This window comes from Thermithiobacillus tepidarius DSM 3134, assembly GCF_000423825.1.
Lineage (GTDB): Bacteria > Pseudomonadota > Gammaproteobacteria > Acidithiobacillales > Thermithiobacillaceae > Thermithiobacillus > Thermithiobacillus tepidarius.
The window spans coordinates 174,341-189,983 of sequence record NZ_KE384096.1 but is presented as its reverse complement, the minus strand read 5'-3'; the positions used below and the strand labels follow the sequence as shown (position 1 = coordinate 189,983).

Below are 15,643 nucleotides of genomic sequence, written 5' to 3'. Positions count from 1 at the left end.
CGGCTCCGCTGGCGCTCAGGCAAAATCGAGGCCCATGGACCGGCGCACCTCGGCCAGGGTTTCCTGCGCCACGATCCGTGCCCGCTGCTGGCCCGCGGCCACCACTTCCCGCAGGTATTGCGGCCGGGCGGCCAGGCTCTCGGCGCGCTCGCGCATGGGGGCCAACTCCGCCAGCACCGCGTCGATGATCGGCTGCTTGCACTCCAGGCAGCCGATGCCGGCGCTGGTGCAGCCCTGGTGCGCCCAGGCCTGGGTGGGCTCGTCCGAGTACACCTGATGGAAGGCCCAGACCGGGCATTTTTCCGGCGTGCCCGGATCGCTGCGCCGCACGCGGGCGGGATCGGTGGGCATGGTGCGCATCTTCTGGGTGACCGCGGCGGGAGCCTCGCGCAGGAAGATGGTGTTGCCGTAGGACTTGCTCATCTTGCGGCCGTCCAGGCCGGGCATCTTGGACGCCGGGGTCAGCAGCGCTTGCGGCTCGGGCAGGATCTCCTTGCCGGTACCCTCCAGGTAGCCCAACAGGCGCTCCTTTTCCTCGGCATTGACGTTGGCCTGCGCGGCCAGCAGCGCGCGCGCCGCCTCCAGGGCCGCGGCATCGCCCTGCTCCTGGTAGCGGGTGCGCAGATTGGCGTATTCCTTGGCCGCCTTCTTGCCCATGCGCTGCAGGCTCTTCTCCACCTTGTCCGCCTGATCCGGCTCGCGGCCATAGATGTGATTGAAGCGCCGCGCGATCTCGCGGGTGATCTCCACGTGCGCCACCTGATCGGCACCCACCGGCACGTGGCCGGCGCGGTAGATCAGGATGTCCGCGCTCTGCAGCAGCGGATAGCCGAGAAAGCCGTAGGTGGAGAGGTCCTTGTCCTTGAGGTTCTCGATCTGGTCCTTGTAGGTGGGCACCCGCTCCAGCCAGGACAGGGGCGTGATCATGGACAGCAGCAGGTGCAGCTCGGCGTGCTCGGGCATCTGCGACTGGAAGAACAGGGTCGCCCGCTCCGGGTCGATGCCGGCCGCCAGCCAGTCCGCCAGCATGTCCCAGGCCGCCGGGCCGATGCCGCGCGGGTCCTCGTAATGGGTTGTGAGGGCGTGCCAGTCGGCCACGAAGAAGAAGCAGTCGTAGTCCCGCTGCAGTTGCAGCCAATTCTTCAGGACTCCGTGGTAATGGCCCAGATGCAGGCGCCCCGTGGGGCGCATGCCGGACAGGATCCGGCGGTTGCCGGCGGCAAAGGCGTCGGTCATGGCAGCGGCGCTCCTCCCAGCGCAAAAAAGAAGTGACGCAGGGACAGGACGATGGGACCCATCACCTGGCCCAGGATGCCCGTGAACAAGAGCAGAATGAGAATGATGAAGCCGTAGGGCTCGAGCCGACTGAGCTGATAAGAGGCACGCCCCGGCAGCAGGCCCACCGCCACCCGGCCGCCGTCCAGCGGCGGGATGGGAATCAGGTTCAATACCATCAGCACCAGGTTGATGGTGATGCCGGCCATGCCCATCAGCTGCATCGGCTCGCTGAAATAGGCCAGGCTGGCCGGCAGGCGCGCGCCGAGCCAGAGCACCACGGTCCAGAAGAGCGCCATGGCCAGGTTGGCCGCCGGCCCGGACAGGGCCACCCACACCGAATCCCGCTTGGGATTGCGCAGGCCCTCGAAGTTCACCGGCACCGGCTTGGCCCAGCCGAAGACGAAGGGCGAGCCGATGGCGACCAGGCCGGCCGGCAGCAGCACGGTGCCGATGGGATCAATGTGCTTGAGGGGATTCAGGCTCAGGCGCCCCATCAGCATGGCCGTCGGATCGCCCAGGCGCCACGCGGTCCAGCCGTGGGCGACCTCGTGCAGGGTGATGGCGAAAAGGACCGGCAAGGCCCAGATGGAGATGATCTGAATGATTTGCGCGGGATCGGTCATGCCGGCAGTATAGCAAGCTTCGCCTAGTCGTGCAGGCCCAGGCTGGCCGGATCCCCCACGCCGCCACGCAGCACCCGCGGCGGCCACTGGGTCAGGTCGATGATGGTGGACGGCTCCAGGCCGCCGGCACCGCCATCCAGAATCAAGTCCACCCGCCGGTCGAGGCGCTCGCGGATCTCCTCCGGATCGCCCAGCGGATGCGCGTCGCCGGGCAGGATCAGGGTCGAGCTCATGAGCGGCTCGCCCAGCGCCTGCAAGAGAGCGCTGCAGATGGGATTGTCCGGGATACGCATGCCGATGGTCTTCTTCTTCGGGTCCGCCAGCTTGCGCGGCACGTCCCGGCTCGCCTGCAGGATGAAGGTGAAGGGCCCCGGCGTGGCCTGTTTCAGCAGCCGGAAGGCGGCATTGTCCACCTTGGCATACTCGGACAGACGTGAAATGTCGGGAAAAAGCAGGCTCAGATCATGCTGGACATCCAGCTGCCGGATCACGCGCAAGCGCTCCTGGGCGGCGCTGGCGTGGATCGCGCAGCCCAGGGCATAGGTGCTGTCCGTGGGATAAACCACCAGCGCCCCGTCGCGAATGGCGGATGCCGCCTGCTGGATCAGGCGCGGCTGCGGGTTTTGCGGATGGACCTGGAAGGTTTGCGTCATATCTCCGATTGATGCGCCGAGTGGCTCAACCTTCATCCGCGAGATCCCAGTCATGCCAGATGGGCGTGGTGTCCGGCGGCAGCAGGGGCAGACGGCCCAGAGACAGATAGACCTGCTCCGGGCCATGGTAGTCGGAGCCGGCGGAGGCGAGCAGCCCCAGGGTACGGGCCAGACGCGCGAAGTACGGGGCATCGCTCACCGCCTGGCTGCCGGAAATCACCTCGATGCCGTCGCCGCCCGCCGCCTTGAACTCGCGCAGCAACTGGCACAGCTTGCTGGCACTCAGCTTGTAGCGGCCGGGATGGGCGACGATGGCCTGGCCGCCGGCCCCACGGATCCAGCCGACCGCCTCTTCCAGTCCCGCCCACTGTCCCGGCACGTGGCCCGGACGGCCGCGCACCAGGAACCGCTCGAAGACGCGCCGCACATCGGGCGCGTGGCCTTCCTGCACCAGCCAGCGGGCGAAATGGGTGCGGCCGACGATCTCGCCCTTGGCGAAACGGCGCGCCCCGTCCAGGGCGCCGTGAATGCCGTGCCCGGCCAGCCGGCGGTCCATCTCCTCGGCCCGCCACTCGCGGAACTCGCGCAGGCGGGCGAGCCCCTGCTGCAGATCCGCGTTGGCGGGATCGATGTTCACGCCCACCACGTGGATCACCTGGCTGTTCCAGGTGACCGACACCTCCACCCCCGGAATGAGGCGAAGGCCGTGCCGGATCGCCGCCGTGCCCGCCTCGGCCAGGCCGGCGGTATTGTCATGGTCGGTCAGGGCCAAGCCCCGCAGTCCTGCGGCGGCGGCCATCTCGACGAGTGCGGTCGGGCTCAGGCTGCCGTCGGACGCCGTGGAGTGGCTGTGCAAATCGATGGCCAGCCGCTGCCCGACTGCCATCTGTGCGCTGGCTGCCATATCTTCCCTTTGATTGCGAAAAGCGGAGTGCGACGAATTTTACTTATCTCATTTTACCAGAGCGAAGGTACAATAGGCGAAAGCTTTTGCCCATCCCAAGAAAGGAGGATTCGCCCGTGGCGTCAACAGATCCCTTGAATGTCAGCCTGGAAGGCAGCCTGGCCCGCTTCGAGCAGGCCACGCGCAGCGTGCTCGCCGCCTTCGCCCAGGCCCAGATCCCGACGGGCAACCAGGTGACGCCGGTCATGCTGATGGACGGGGTGCGACAGATGTTCGCGGTGATGCAGAAGCTGGATGCCGCGGAAAGCTGGGATCCGGCCCTGCCCGAGGACGATCCGGAACAGCTCGGCGACTACGCGATCGGCTTTCTCATGGATCTGAGCACCTGGGCCGACCGGCTGCACGAACGCCAATCCAAGAAGGCCTTCGACGTCGCCGCCGTGGGCGCGGCGGCCTGGGTGATCCGCCACGGCGGCAGGCTGCGCACCCTGGAACCGGTGGTCAACGGCCTGGCGGCGCTGGCCAACGCCAACCAGGAGCCGGAAACCCTGTTGCGCGTGGCGCAGCTCATGGAGCAGGTGATCCGGGCGGCCCAGGACAATTTCGCCGCCGATCTGGATCAGGCGGACCCAGGTCGCCCCTGGCGCATCCTGCTGCTGAACCACGGCATCAGCGCCACCCGGGCCCAGAACCCGGCCCAGATGGAAAAGGCCTTTCAGCTCATCCTGGAGCACCTGCCCCAGGACGCTCCCACCTTCTTCGACGAGGGCTTGCGCCAAGTCAGCCAAGGCGGCTTCCCGCCGGCGCTGGTGGAGATCATGCGCACCTACCAGCAAAAGGCGGCCGGCGCCATGCACTGAGCCTGGCCGGCACCCGCGGCGGTCCGTCCCGGGCCGCCCGGCTGCGGCTCATTTCATCGGCAGGCAGTCGGCGCGCCACAGGCAATTCGCCTGGTCGCAATAGGCGGTGGTCGCCGTCGCGAAGCAGGGGAAATTGCCCTCGCGGCTCTGGATGGTCCGGATGAGCGTGGTCTTGTTCATGCGGCCGGGTTTGATGCCGAGAGCCGCGGCCATGGTCCTGATGTCAGCCATTTTCATCGTGCACTCCTCCTGCTTCACCGAGTTTCAGGCGTCCCACGTAGTCATTGACGAAATGCCGGGCCACGCGGCCGCTGCGCGAGCCGCGCGCCAAAGCCCAGCGCAGGGCTTCCGCCCGCGCCGCCTCCCAATCAACCGCCATGGCGCCGGCCTGGCGCAGGTGGCGCGCCACGATGGCCAGGTAAGTGTCCTGGTCGAAGGGGTAAAAGCCGATCCACAGGCCGAAGCGGTCCGACAGACTGAGCTTCTCCTCGGCCGTCTCGCCGGGCACGATCTCGTCCCCGGCCCGCTGGTATTCGTCGTTCTCGGCGAAGTGGCGCGGCATCAGGTGGCGGCGGTTGCTGGTGGCGTAGATGAGCACATTGGCCGGGCGCGCCTCCACGCCGCCGTCCAGCACCGACTTGAGCGCCTTGTAGGCCGGCTCGTTGTCCTCGAAGGACAGATCGTCGCAGAACAGCACGAAGCGGAAGCGCGCGTCCGGATCCGCCCGGCGCAGGGCGGCAAGCACGTCGGGCAGATGCAGCAGGCCGTCCCTGTCCAACTCGACGAGACGCAGGCCCTCGGGGCCGTAGCGAGTCAGCATGGCCTTGACCAGAGAGGATTTGCCGGTGCCGCGGCCGCCCCAGAGCAACACGTCGTTGGCGGGCAGTCCATGCACGAATTGCCGGGTGTTGCGGTCCAGGAGTTGGCCGGCGCGATCGATGCCGAGCAGATCCTCGGCGCGCACCGTCTGCACCTGCTCGATGCCCTGCAGATAAGCGCCGCCCGGCCCGGCGCGCCAGCGGGCGGCCAGGCAGCGGCCGAAGTCGACCGAGCCGCTGTCCGCCGGCGACTGGAGCGAAGCGAGCAATTGCTGCAGATGGGCGAGAAACTCGACGTGCTGCATGGGCTGTACTAACCTTCAGAATGCGACCTAGCGCGTGACTTTATGGTATTTTCCCCGGATCGTGACGTCAAAGCATGCGCTCCGTCCCTGACCGGCGCCGGGCGTGATTCCCGTATTCAGCAAAGTGATTGCCCATGAAACAGCTCGCAGATTTTCTGCCCGTACTGATTTTCTTCATCGTCTACAAAGCGCAAGGCATTTACGAGGCCACCGCCGTCGCCATCGTCGCCTCTGTGCTGCTCATCTTCGGCCAGTATCTCTGGTACCGGCGGGTGGAACCGATGGCGCTGGTCTCCGCGGCGCTGGTGGTGGTTTTCGGCGGCGCCACCATCTGGCTGCACGACGAGCTTTTCATCAAGCTCAAGCCGAGCCTGCTCTACGCCCTTTTCGCCGGCGTCTTCCTGGTGGCCCAGCTGCGCGGCACCTTGATCGTGGAAAAACTGGTGGGCAAGCAACTGGACCGCGAGATCCCGCGCCCCTTCTGGCAGCGCCTGAACAGCTACTGGGTGATCTTCTTCGCCTTTCTGGCCGTGCTCAACCTCTACGTGGCCTTTTACTTTCCCACGGATATCTGGGTCAATTTCAAGCTCTTCGGCCTCCTGGGCATCACGCTCGCCTTCATGCTCTTCCAGGGCGTGCTGATCGCCCGCGCGGCGGAAGCCCACGAGCACGTCAAGCTCGGCGCCGACGCCGACCACCAGACCAAGCAGAGGGAGCCCTGACATGTACTATGCCATCATCGCCAAGGACAATGCCGATTCCCTGCCCTTGCGCCAGGCGGCGCGACCCGATCACCTGGCGCGCCTGCATCAGCTGAACGAAGCCGGCCGTCTGCTGCTGGCCGGCCCCCTGCCGGCCGTCGACGCCGAGGACCCCGGCAGCGCCGGCTTCCGCGGCAGCCTGATCGTGGCGGAGTTCGACAGCCTGGATGACGCCCAGGCCTGGGCCGCCGCCGATCCCTACCTGGCCCGCGGCGTCTACGCCGAGGTCAGCGTGCAGCCCTTCAAGAAGGTGCTGCCATGAGCAGCGCCGGTCTGTCGGCCACGGCGCGCATGGAACAACTGCTCCGTGAGACGCTGCAGCCGCTGGAGCTGAGCATCGTGGACGAGAGCCACAAGCATGCCGGCCATGCCGGCGTGCGTGAACGCGGCGGCGGCCACTATCAGCTGCACCTCGTCTCCGCCCGCTTCGAAGGGCTCAACCCGGTGGCGCGCCACCGGCTGGTCTACCAGGCCCTGGCGCCCATGCAGCAGGAGATCCATGCCCTGGCCATGACCACCCTGACCCCCGCCGAGGCGGAGGCGCGGCGTGGCGACTAGCCTGCCTGCCCTGTCCGTGGGCGAGATGCTGGCGGCCCTGGTCGCCAGCCCTTCGGTCAGCAGTCCGGAGCCCCACTGGGACCAGTCCAACGCCGGGGTCATCGAGCTGCTGGCCGCCTGGTTCGAGGATCTGGGCTTCGCCGTGGAGCAGGTGCCCTGCACCGGACAGCCGGACAAGCTCAACCTGATCGCCACCCTGGGCAGCGGGCCCGGCGGCCTCGTGCTGGCCGGACACACGGACACGGTGCCCTTTGACGTGGATCGCTGGCGCACGGACCCGCTGCGCCTGACCGAGGCCGACGGCCGCTGGTACGGCATGGGCGTGGCCGACATGAAGGGTTTTTTTCCCCTGGTGATCGAGGCGGTCCGCGACCTGCGCGCCGCCGACCTGCGTCAGCCCCTCATCGTCCTGGCCACCGCCGACGAGGAATCCAGCATGGCTGGCGCCCGCACCCTGCAGGCCCTGGGCCGGCCCCGGGCACGCCATGCGGTGATCGGCGAGCCCACCGGCTTGCGGCCGGTGCGCCTGCACAAGGGCATCATGATGGAATCCCTGCGCCTGATCGGCCGCAGCGGCCATTCCAGCAATCCGGCGCTCGGCAACAATGCCCTGGACGGCATGCAGCGGCTGATGGGCGCCCTGATGGCATGGCGCGCGGAGCTGGCTCAGCGCCACCGGAATCCGCTTTTCGAAGTGGCCCACCCCACCCTGAACCTGGGCCACATCCACGGCGGCGACAGCCCCAACCGCATCTGCGGCGAGTGCGAGCTGCACATCGACCTGCGCCCGTTGCCGGGCATGGACATGGACGCCCTGCGCGAGGAGCTCTACGCCACGGCGCGCCAAGCCGTGGCGGACAGCGGCCTGACCCTGCTCTGCCAGCCGCTCTTCGCCGGCAATCCGCCGCTGGATACCCCGGCCGCCGCGCCCATCGTGCAGGCGGCGGAGCGCCTCACGGGCCACGCCGCCGAGGCGGTGGCCTTCGGCACCGAAGGGCCCTATCTGCAGCGATTGGGCATGGACACCGTGATCCTGGGGCCGGGCGACATCGCCTGCGCCCATCAGCCCGACGAGTATCTGGAGCTGGCGCGGGTGCGGCCCACCGTCGCGCTGCTGCAGGCGCTGATTCGCCGCTTTTGCCTGAACAACGACAACGACACAGGTGAGACCCGCTAGATGCCCACCAAGGATCTTCACAACTTCGTTCACTGGTTCCGGGAATCCTCTCCCTACATCCACCGCTTCCGCCGCCAGACCTTCGTCATCGCCTTCGGCGGCGAGGTAGTGGCGGACGGCCACATGCACCGGCTGGCCCACGACCTGGCTCTGCTGAACAGCCTGGGCATCAACGTGGTGCTGGTGCACGGCGCCGCCGGCCAGATCGATGCCCTGCTGGCCCAGGCGGGGCTGAGCAGCCAGCGCGTGGGCGGTCGCCGGATCACGGAATTGGCCGTCCTGCCGCACGTCAAGGCGGCGGTGGGCCAAGTGCGCCTGGAGGTGGAGGCGGCCCTGTCCCAGGGCCTGGCTAACTCGCCCATGGAAGGCGCACGGGTGCGCATCAGCGGCGGCAACTTCGTGCTCGCTCAGCCGCTGGGCGTGCTGGACGGCGTGGATTTCCAGCACACCGGCAGGGTGCGGCGCGTGGACGCGCCGGCGGTGCAGCATCACCTGGACCTGGACGAGATCGTGCTGCTCTCTCCCATCGGCTACTCTCCGACCGGCGAGATCTTCAACATCAACGCCGAGGAGCTGGCGACCGAGGCGGCGCTGGCGCTGAACGCGGCCAAGCTCATCTTCCTCACCGAGCACAGCGGCCTGCCCGACGATGCCGGCGGCATCCTGCGCCAGCTCACCATCTCCGAAACCCAGGGCTATCTCGACCGGCACCCGGCATTGCCGGACGATCTGAAGCAGCACCTGCACAGCGCCCTGCGCGCCTGTGCCGGGGGCGTGCCGCGGGTGCACCTCATCAGCCGCCTGCTGGACGGCGCCCTGCTGCTGGAACTCTTCAGCCGCGACGGTTGCGGCACCCTCATCTCCAGCGACCCCTTCGAGAACATCCGCCCGGCCACCATCCACGACGTGGGCGGCATCATCGAGCTGATCGAGCCGCTGGAGGCGGCCGGCGTGCTGGTCAAGCGCAGCCGCGAACTGCTGGAGATGGAGATCGGGCACTTCGTGGTGGTGGAGCGCGACGGCCAGGTGATCGCCTGCGCCGCCCTCTTCCCCTATGCGGCGGACGGCTTGGGCGAGCTGGCCTGTCTGGCGGTCCACCCCGACTACCGCCGCCAGGGACGCGGCGACCAGGTATTGCAGTACATCGTGCAGAAGGCCCGCCAGCAGGGCCTGCGCGGGCTCTTCGTCCTCACCACCCAGACCGCGCACTGGTTCGCGGAACGGGGCTTCCAGCCCGCCGACATCGATGCCCTGCCCATGCCGCGCCAGCAACTGTACAACTTCCAGCGGCGCAGCAAGGTTTTCGTCAAGCCGCTGGCCTGAGCCTTGCGGCAGGAGGCATCCGCATGAACGACACCCGGAGTCCGCGTGCCTGATCTGGCCCTATTCGATTTCCTGCCGGCCTGGGTTTTTCCCTTCCTGGTGGCGCTCGCCATCGGGCTTTTGATCGGCCTCGAGCGCGAAGCCAGTCCGCATCCCGCGAACGAGCGCCCCATCGGGGTACGCACCTTTCCGCTCATCACCGTACTCGGCTTCGTCAGCGCCTACTGGTTTCCGTTGCCGGTCTTCCTGACTACCCTGGCGCTTTTCGGGTTTCTGCTCCTGGGCAGCTACCTGCTCGCCAACTTCGGCAAGCCCTCTCTCGGCCTGACCACCGAGTACTCCGCCCTGGCGGCTTTCCTGCTGGGCGGGCTCACGGCTTTCGGCTACCTGCTGGCCGCCATGATCATCGCCGTCATCGTCACCCTGCTGCTGGCCAGCAAGGAGCCGCTGCACGGCTTCATCGCCCGCAACATCGGCCGGGAGGAGCTGGCCGCCATCATCCGCTTCGCCCTGGTGGCCCTGGTGGTCTTTCCCCTGTTGCCGGACCAGAACTACACCGCTCTGCAGTTCAATCCGCGCAAGATCTGGCTGATGGTGGTGCTGGTCTCCGGATTGTCTTTTCTGGGCTATTTCGGCGCCAAGCTCCTCGGCGCGCGCAAGGGCGTGCTGATCAGCGCCCTCTTCGGCGGCCTGGTCAGCTCCACCGCGGTGACCATGAGCTTTGCCCGGCTCAGCAAGAGCAACCCGCAGTTTTCGGCCGGCCTGGCCAGCGGCATCATTCTCGCCTCCGCCATGATGTTCCTGCGCCAGGCGGCGGTGGCCTGGGCCATCAATCCGCGCATGGGGCAGGTGCTGGCCCTCTTCGTGCTGCCCGCCGCTCTGCTGGGTGCGCTGTTTTTCTGGCGCACCCAGCATCAGGTGCAGGAAAGCGCGGACGTGCCCCTGCGCAATCCCTTCGAGCTCACCCAGGCGCTCAGCTTCGCGGCGATCTACGCGATCACCCTGGCCGCGGCGCAACTGGCGCTCGACTACTACGGACAGGCGGGCGTCTATGCCCTGTCCCTGGCCTCCGGCATCGCCGACGTGGATGCCATCACCTTGTCCATGGCCGATCTGAGCATCAATGGGCGTCTGGTGCTGGGCGTCGCGGTGGGCGGCGCCCTGCTGGCGGGACTCAGCAATACGCTGGTGAAGGCGGGGCTGGGAGTGGGGCTCGGCGACCGGCGGCTGCGGCCCTATCTCCTGTGGGGCATGGGCAGCATGGCCCTGAGCGCCGGCGCGGGCGTGCTCCTGCTGGCGCTCTGGTATTGAGGCAGGGCCGCTAGACGGCGGTCGGCTTGCCCGCGTTCTCCTGGCCGCGCTCCGCGGCATCCGTGCCGTTGCGCTCGCCGCGGCTGTCGCCTTTGCCGTCGTAGCGGTGCACCACGGCGCAGCGCCGGGCGACGAAGCCGCCCTTCTCCCGCTCGCTCGGCTCCAGATCGAACTCGAAAATTATGTCGCGGCTGGGCAGGTCCGCCGGGTCCAGATGGCCGGGCAGATCGGAATGATGCAGGAAAGCGGTCTGGTAGGGCGATTCCGGGTTGCGGCTGTCGGTGATCCACATCTCCGCGGTAATGTCCTTCAGGAAGCGCAGAAAGCCGAAGCCGCGGCTGCCCTCCCAGCTGGTGCAGACACCGCGCACCCGGGAGCCGAGCTCGCCCCACGGGATGCGCGCGTCGCGCATGGGCAGGAGCCCGGGAATCAGATAGCCGGAATAAAAAGCGTCCACTTCATGCTGCAGGGCGCGGGACACGTTCTTGAAAGCCAGCAGTTCCACCCGGCAGCCTTTGTTCTGCAGCGCCTTGACCACCTGCAGGAAATCGCCGTCGCCAGTGACCAGCAGAACCTGGTCCAGGCGATCCGACTGCAGCATGGCGTCGACCGCCAGATCGAGATCGGCGTTGGCCTTCGAGATCCAGGTGCCGTCCTCGTTCTGGTACCAGCGCACGGGCTTTTCGATGATCTTCCACCCGGAATCGCGCACCGCCTGCTGGTAGCCGCGGATGCGCTCGCCATACTCGGGGTCCTCGCGTCCGCGCTGCTGATCCACGGCCAGGTAGGTGTTCAGGCGCAGCAGCTTGGCCTGCTCCCGTGCCGCGAAGCGCCGCAGCACGTCGTAGCGCAGGGAGAAACCACCGTTGCACTTGATGTTCTCGGCATCCACATAGACGCCCAGCCGAGTGGGGCCGCTGCTGTTCGGCATTCAGCTCTCCAGCACCGCGCCCTTGGAGGCGTTGGTCACCAGCTTGCGGTAGCGGCGCAGCCATGAGGAGCTGAGCGGCTTTTCCACCGGCTGCCAGGTCTCGCGCCGAGCGGCGAGCTCGGCGTCGGAGAGCCGCACGTTCAGGCTGCCGCCATCGATGTCGATCTCGATGATGTCGCCGTCCCGGAGCAGGCCGATGGGACCGCCCTCGGCCGCCTCCGGCGAGACGTGGCCGATGCAGGCGCCGCGGGTGGCGCCGCTGAAGCGGCCGTCGGTGATGAGCGCCACGCTCTCGCCCAAGCCCATGCCCATGATGTTGGCGGTCGGCGCCAGCTGCTCGGGCATGCCGGGGCCGCCCTTGGGGCCCTCATAGCGGATCACCACCACATCCCCGGCATTGACCTCGCCGTCCAGGATGCCCTCGCTGGCCGACTCCATGCTGTCGTAGATCTTCGCCGGCCCGGCGAACTTGCGCATGTTGGGCGCCACCGCGCCGGCCTTGATAATGGAGCCCTCGGGCGCCAGGTTGCCGAAGAGCACCCGCAGGCCGCCGGTGGCGGAGATGGGATTCTCCGCGCGCCGGATGATCTGCTCGTCCTTGACCTCGGCGCGCTCGACGATGGCGCGCAGGGTCTCGCCGCTCACCGTCATCTTGTCGAGATGCAGCACCTCGGGGTTGCGGCGATGCACCTCGTGCATGATGGCGCTGATGCCGCCGGCCCGGCCGATGTCCTCGATGTGCACGGTGGACAGCGCCGGCGACACCTTGGCCAGGTAGGCCACCTGCTCGGACAACTGGTTCAGGCGCTCCAGGGGATAGTCGATGCCCGCCTCGCGGGCGATGGCCAGCGTGTGCAGCACGGTATTGGTGGAGCCGCCCATGGCCATGTCCAGCACGAAGGCGTTGTCGATGGCCTCGAAGTCCACCAACTGGCGCATGGTGGGGCCGCCGGCCTTGGCCAGCGCCACGATGCGCTGAGCGGCCTGGCGCACCAGATCGCGGCGGCGCGGGCTGGTGGCCAGGATGGTGCCGTTTTCTGGCAATGCGACGCCCAAGGCCTCCATCAGGCAGTTCATGGAGTTGGCCGTGAACATGCCGGAGCAGGAGCCGCAGGTGGGACAGGCCTTGTCTTCGATCTCCTTCAGGCGCAGGTCGGTAATCTTGCCGAGCTTGTACTGGCCCACGGCTTCGAAGGCGGTCACGAGGTCGACCGGCGTGCCGTCGGACAGATGCCCGGCCTCCATCGGCCCGCCCGACACGAAGACGGTCGGCACGTCGCAGCGGATGGCGCCCATGAGCATGCCGGGCACGATCTTGTCGCAATTGGGAATGCAGATCAGGGCGTCCAGGTGATGGGCGCGCACCACCGTTTCCAGGGAGTCGGCGATGATCTCGCGGCTGGGCAGCGAGTAGCGCATGCCGTCGTGGCCCATGACGATGCCGTCGTCCACGCCGATGGTGTTGAACTCGAAGGGCACGCCGCCGGCCTTGCGGATCTCTTCCTTGACGATGCGCCCGAACTCCTGCAGGTGCACGTGGCCGGGGATGATGTCGATGTAGGAGTTGCAGACGCCGATGAAGGGCTTGTCCATATCGGCATCGGTGAGGCCGCAGGCCTTCAGGAGGGCGCGGTGCGGGGTACGTTCAAAGCCCTTCTTGATCGTGTCGGAACGCATGGAAACACCTTTGTGGGTTGCGGTTCGGGAGCGAGACAGTCGACCCCGGTCGGGAAAAGAGGATAAACTAAATCCTTGTCATTCTCATCGCCTCGGGCAAACGAAACGCTGAACGCCGGCAGTGGCATCTTCAGCGGCGTGCCCGGACGGCCCATGACAGAAAATGACAATTATAGGGCTTGATCGGAGCTTGCGAAAGGCTTAGCTTTGCCTCATCCTGCGCGGGGCGCCGCCTGTCGCAGCATTCACACCCTGTTTTTGGAGGATCTCATGACGTACGTGGTCACCGAAGCCTGTATCAAGTGCAAGTACACCGATTGCGTGGACGTGTGCCCGGTGGATTGTTTCCGTGAGGGCCCCAATTTCCTGGTGATCGATCCCGACGAGTGCATCGACTGCACCCTGTGCGAGCCCGAGTGCCCCATCAACGCCATTTACCGCGACGACGACCTGCCCGAAGGCCAGGAAGTCTTCCTCGGCATCAACGCGGAGCTGGCCAAGCAGTGGAAGCCCATCATCCAAAAGAAGGACGCCCTGCCGGATGCCGACGAGTGGGCCCAGGTCAAGGACAAGATCGACCTGCTGGAACGCTGATCGGGCCAGGCTGATCGGAACGTCCCGGACCAGCCCGCGACGCCGCCTTCCCAGACCGCCTCCTTGAACCCTTTCCGCTCCCCCGTCTTCCGGCGCCTGCTCGGCTACCTGCGGCCGTACCGCGGGCGACTGGTGCTGGCCGTGCTGCTGATGGCCGTCTCCGGCGGCTTTGCGGCACTGGGCGCCTACATGATCAAGCCCGTGCTGGACCAGATTTTCATCGCCCGCGACGCGCGCATGCTGGTCTATCTGCCGCTGGGCGTGCTGGGCATCTACCTGGTCAAGGGACTGGCCGACTACGCCCAGAACATGATCATGGCGGGCATCGAGGAGCGCATCCTGCTGCAGCTCAAGGAAGCCCTCTACAGCCATACCCTGCGCCTGCCCTTGGAGACGCACCTGCGCGTCAAGCGCGGCGAGGTGCTGTCGCGCATGAGCCTGGACCTGACATTGCTGCAAAGCGGCCTCAGCGTGCTGGCCAGCTTCTTTTTGTCGGGCTTCACCATCATCGCTCTCATGGGCGTGGTCCTGTACCAGAACTGGCAGTTGGCGCTGGTGAGCTTCCTGACCCTGCCGCTCGCCCTCTATCCGCTGATCCGCTTCGGCGAGAGCCTGCGGCGGCGCGGCGGCAGCCAGCAGCAGCACATGGGCCAGCTGCTCGACCACTTCGCCCAGACCCTAGACGGCATCGAAGTGATCAAGGTCCACCGCGTGGAGGATTTCGAGCAGCGGCGCTTCGCTGGACATGCCCAGCGCTACTTCACCACCATGATGCACATCTGGCGGGTGCAGAAGGCGACCCTGCCCTTCATGGAGTTCGTGGGCGCTCTCGGCATCGCCATCATCATCTTCCTGGGCGGGCGCTCGGTCATCCAGGGCGAGATGAGCACCGGCGCCTTCTTCAGCTTTCTGACCGCGCTCATCATGGTCTACGAGCCCCTGCGCCGTCTCTCCGCCGCCAACAACCAACTGCAGCAGGGCCTGAGCGCCGCCGACCGCCTCTTCGCCTGGATCGACCAGCCGGCGGAAGCGCTCGCGTCCGGCGGTCCGGCGCTCCAGTGGCAGGACTGGCATTGCGAGCACTTGTCCCTGCGCTACCCTGGCGCGGCGGAATGGAGTCTCGTCGATCTGAACCTGAGCTTCATGCCGGGCGAGACGGTGGCCATCACCGGCGCTTCGGGCAGCGGCAAGACCAGCTTCGCCCGCGTGCTGCTCGGCCTGGTGCCGCCCAGCAGCGGCCATATCCGCCTGGGCCGGGCCACGCTCGATCCCGCCACCCTGCCCCGCTACCGGCAGCTCTTCGCCTTCGTGGGCCAGGACCCGGTGCTTTTCGAGGGCAGCGCCCTCTTCAATATCGCCTACGGCGATGCCGCGCCCGACCGCGAGCGGGCCCGCCGGGCGGCGGAGCAGGCGCATGCCTGGGAATTCCTGGAACCCCTCGGCGGCTTGGAGGCGCCGGTCGGACCGCGCGGCGGCAGCCTGTCAGGCGGCCAGAAGCAGCGCCTCGCCATCGCCCGCGCCCTGTACCGCGACGCACCCGTGCTGGTGCTGGACGAGGCCACCAGCGCCCTGGACGCCGACAGCGAGGAAAAGATCGCCCAGACCATCGCCGCCCTGCACGGCCAGAAGAGCATCTTCATCATCGCCCACCGCCCACGCACCGTCCGCCTGGCTGACCGGGTGCTGCGCTTCGACGGCGGCAGGGCTTTGGAGGAAGGAGCGGCAAAGGGCCTGAGCGCCGAAGGCTGAGGCACCCGCCTGGCCACTGCGCCAGCGCTGCCCCGGCAACGCGCTGGACCGCGCGGGCTCACGGGAGGGTAGGAGCGAGTTGGCTCCTACGGCCTTTGGCCCAGCCGCGGACACCCCAAGA

General features: G+C 67.4%; 17 protein-coding genes. 9 read left to right on the top strand and 8 right to left on the bottom strand.

What is annotated here, in order from left to right; translation table 11 throughout:
• Positions 1-15 precede the first annotated feature (15 nt).
• From G579_RS0114090 to G579_RS0114075, 4 genes are read right to left on the bottom strand one after another with little or no spacing between them, the layout of a single operon-like run.
• The gene (locus G579_RS0114090; RefSeq protein ID WP_028990681.1) at positions 16-1,236 is read right to left on the bottom strand and encodes a tryptophan--tRNA ligase; all 1,221 of its coding nucleotides are present in this window, start codon (positions 1,234-1,236) and stop codon (positions 16-18) included.
• Entirely contained in the window at positions 1,233-1,901 is a 669-nt protein-coding gene (locus G579_RS0114085) for a site-2 protease family protein (RefSeq protein ID WP_028990680.1), read from the bottom strand. Before G579_RS0114085 ends, G579_RS0114090 begins: the two co-directional genes overlap by 4 nt.
• 23 nt (positions 1,902-1,924) lie before the next feature.
• The gene (locus tag G579_RS0114080; RefSeq protein ID WP_028990679.1) at positions 1,925-2,554 is read right to left on the bottom strand and encodes an L-threonylcarbamoyladenylate synthase; all 630 of its coding nucleotides are present in this window, start codon (positions 2,552-2,554) and stop codon (positions 1,925-1,927) included.
• 25 nt (positions 2,555-2,579) lie between these two features.
• Complete coding sequence (locus G579_RS0114075; RefSeq protein ID WP_230973857.1) at positions 2,580-3,458, bottom strand: PHP domain-containing protein; 879 nt, start codon at positions 3,456-3,458, stop codon at positions 2,580-2,582.
• 116 nt (positions 3,459-3,574) lie between these two features.
• Here G579_RS0114075 and G579_RS0114070 point away from each other — a divergent pair, with 116 nt between their 5' ends.
• A complete protein-coding gene (locus G579_RS0114070) occupies positions 3,575-4,318 on the top strand; it encodes a hypothetical protein (protein WP_028990677.1) in 744 nt (247 codons plus the stop codon).
• Between the two features lie 48 nt (positions 4,319-4,366).
• Here G579_RS0114070 and G579_RS0114065 read toward each other — a convergent pair whose 3' ends face one another.
• Both G579_RS0114065 and G579_RS17810 read right to left on the bottom strand, forming a co-directional pair.
• Positions 4,367-4,549: a hypothetical protein gene (locus tag G579_RS0114065; RefSeq protein WP_211218757.1), complete on the bottom strand. Its 183-nt coding sequence runs from the start codon at positions 4,547-4,549 to the stop codon at positions 4,367-4,369.
• Positions 4,542-5,441 (bottom strand): ATP-binding protein, encoded by a 900-nt coding sequence (locus G579_RS17810; RefSeq protein WP_038020143.1) that lies wholly within the window; start codon positions 5,439-5,441, stop codon positions 4,542-4,544. The genes G579_RS0114065 and G579_RS17810 overlap by 8 nt, the downstream gene beginning before the upstream one ends.
• A gap of 134 nt (positions 5,442-5,575) precedes the next feature.
• Here G579_RS17810 and G579_RS0114055 point away from each other — a divergent pair, with 134 nt between their 5' ends.
• Genes G579_RS0114055 through G579_RS0114030 form a run of 6 tightly spaced genes read left to right on the top strand, consistent with a single transcriptional unit; the run spans position 5,576 to position 10,571 of the window.
• On the top strand, positions 5,576-6,163 hold the full coding sequence (locus G579_RS0114055; protein WP_028990675.1) for a septation protein A: 588 nt from the start codon (positions 5,576-5,578) through the stop codon (positions 6,161-6,163).
• A 1-nt stretch (position 6,164) separates the two neighbouring features.
• Positions 6,165-6,464, top strand: a complete 300-nt coding sequence (locus G579_RS0114050; RefSeq protein WP_028990674.1) for a YciI family protein — start codon at positions 6,165-6,167, stop codon at positions 6,462-6,464.
• Positions 6,461-6,760: a BolA family protein gene (locus G579_RS0114045; protein ID WP_028990673.1), complete on the top strand. Its 300-nt coding sequence runs from the start codon at positions 6,461-6,463 to the stop codon at positions 6,758-6,760. The genes G579_RS0114050 and G579_RS0114045 overlap by 4 nt, the downstream gene beginning before the upstream one ends.
• Entirely contained in the window at positions 6,750-7,937 is a 1,188-nt protein-coding gene (gene argE / locus G579_RS0114040; RefSeq protein ID WP_038020139.1) for an acetylornithine deacetylase, read from the top strand. Before G579_RS0114045 ends, argE begins: the two co-directional genes overlap by 11 nt.
• The gene (gene argA / locus G579_RS0114035; RefSeq protein WP_028990671.1) at positions 7,938-9,260 is read left to right on the top strand and encodes an amino-acid N-acetyltransferase; all 1,323 of its coding nucleotides are present in this window, start codon (positions 7,938-7,940) and stop codon (positions 9,258-9,260) included.
• Positions 9,261-9,305: 45 nt separating this feature from the next.
• Positions 9,306-10,571, top strand: a complete 1,266-nt coding sequence (locus G579_RS0114030; RefSeq protein WP_051181722.1) for an MgtC/SapB family protein — start codon at positions 9,306-9,308, stop codon at positions 10,569-10,571.
• Positions 10,572-10,581: 10 nt separating this feature from the next.
• Here the strand turns inward: G579_RS0114030 and G579_RS17805 are convergent, their stop codons facing one another.
• The gene (locus G579_RS17805) at positions 10,582-11,502 is read right to left on the bottom strand and encodes a LabA-like NYN domain-containing protein (RefSeq protein ID WP_051181719.1); all 921 of its coding nucleotides are present in this window, start codon (positions 11,500-11,502) and stop codon (positions 10,582-10,584) included.
• The gene (gene ilvD / locus G579_RS0114020; protein ID WP_028990669.1) at positions 11,503-13,179 is read right to left on the bottom strand and encodes a dihydroxy-acid dehydratase; all 1,677 of its coding nucleotides are present in this window, start codon (positions 13,177-13,179) and stop codon (positions 11,503-11,505) included.
• A gap of 270 nt (positions 13,180-13,449) precedes the next feature.
• Between ilvD and fdxA the strand changes: the two genes are divergently transcribed.
• Both fdxA and G579_RS0114010 read left to right on the top strand, forming a co-directional pair.
• Positions 13,450-13,773: a ferredoxin FdxA gene (gene fdxA, locus G579_RS0114015; protein ID WP_028990668.1), complete on the top strand. Its 324-nt coding sequence runs from the start codon at positions 13,450-13,452 to the stop codon at positions 13,771-13,773.
• Positions 13,774-13,836: 63 nt separating this feature from the next.
• Positions 13,837-15,522, top strand: coding sequence for an ABC transporter ATP-binding protein (locus G579_RS0114010; protein WP_028990667.1), 1,686 nt, complete (start codon positions 13,837-13,839; stop codon positions 15,520-15,522).
• Positions 15,523-15,643 lie beyond the last annotated feature (121 nt).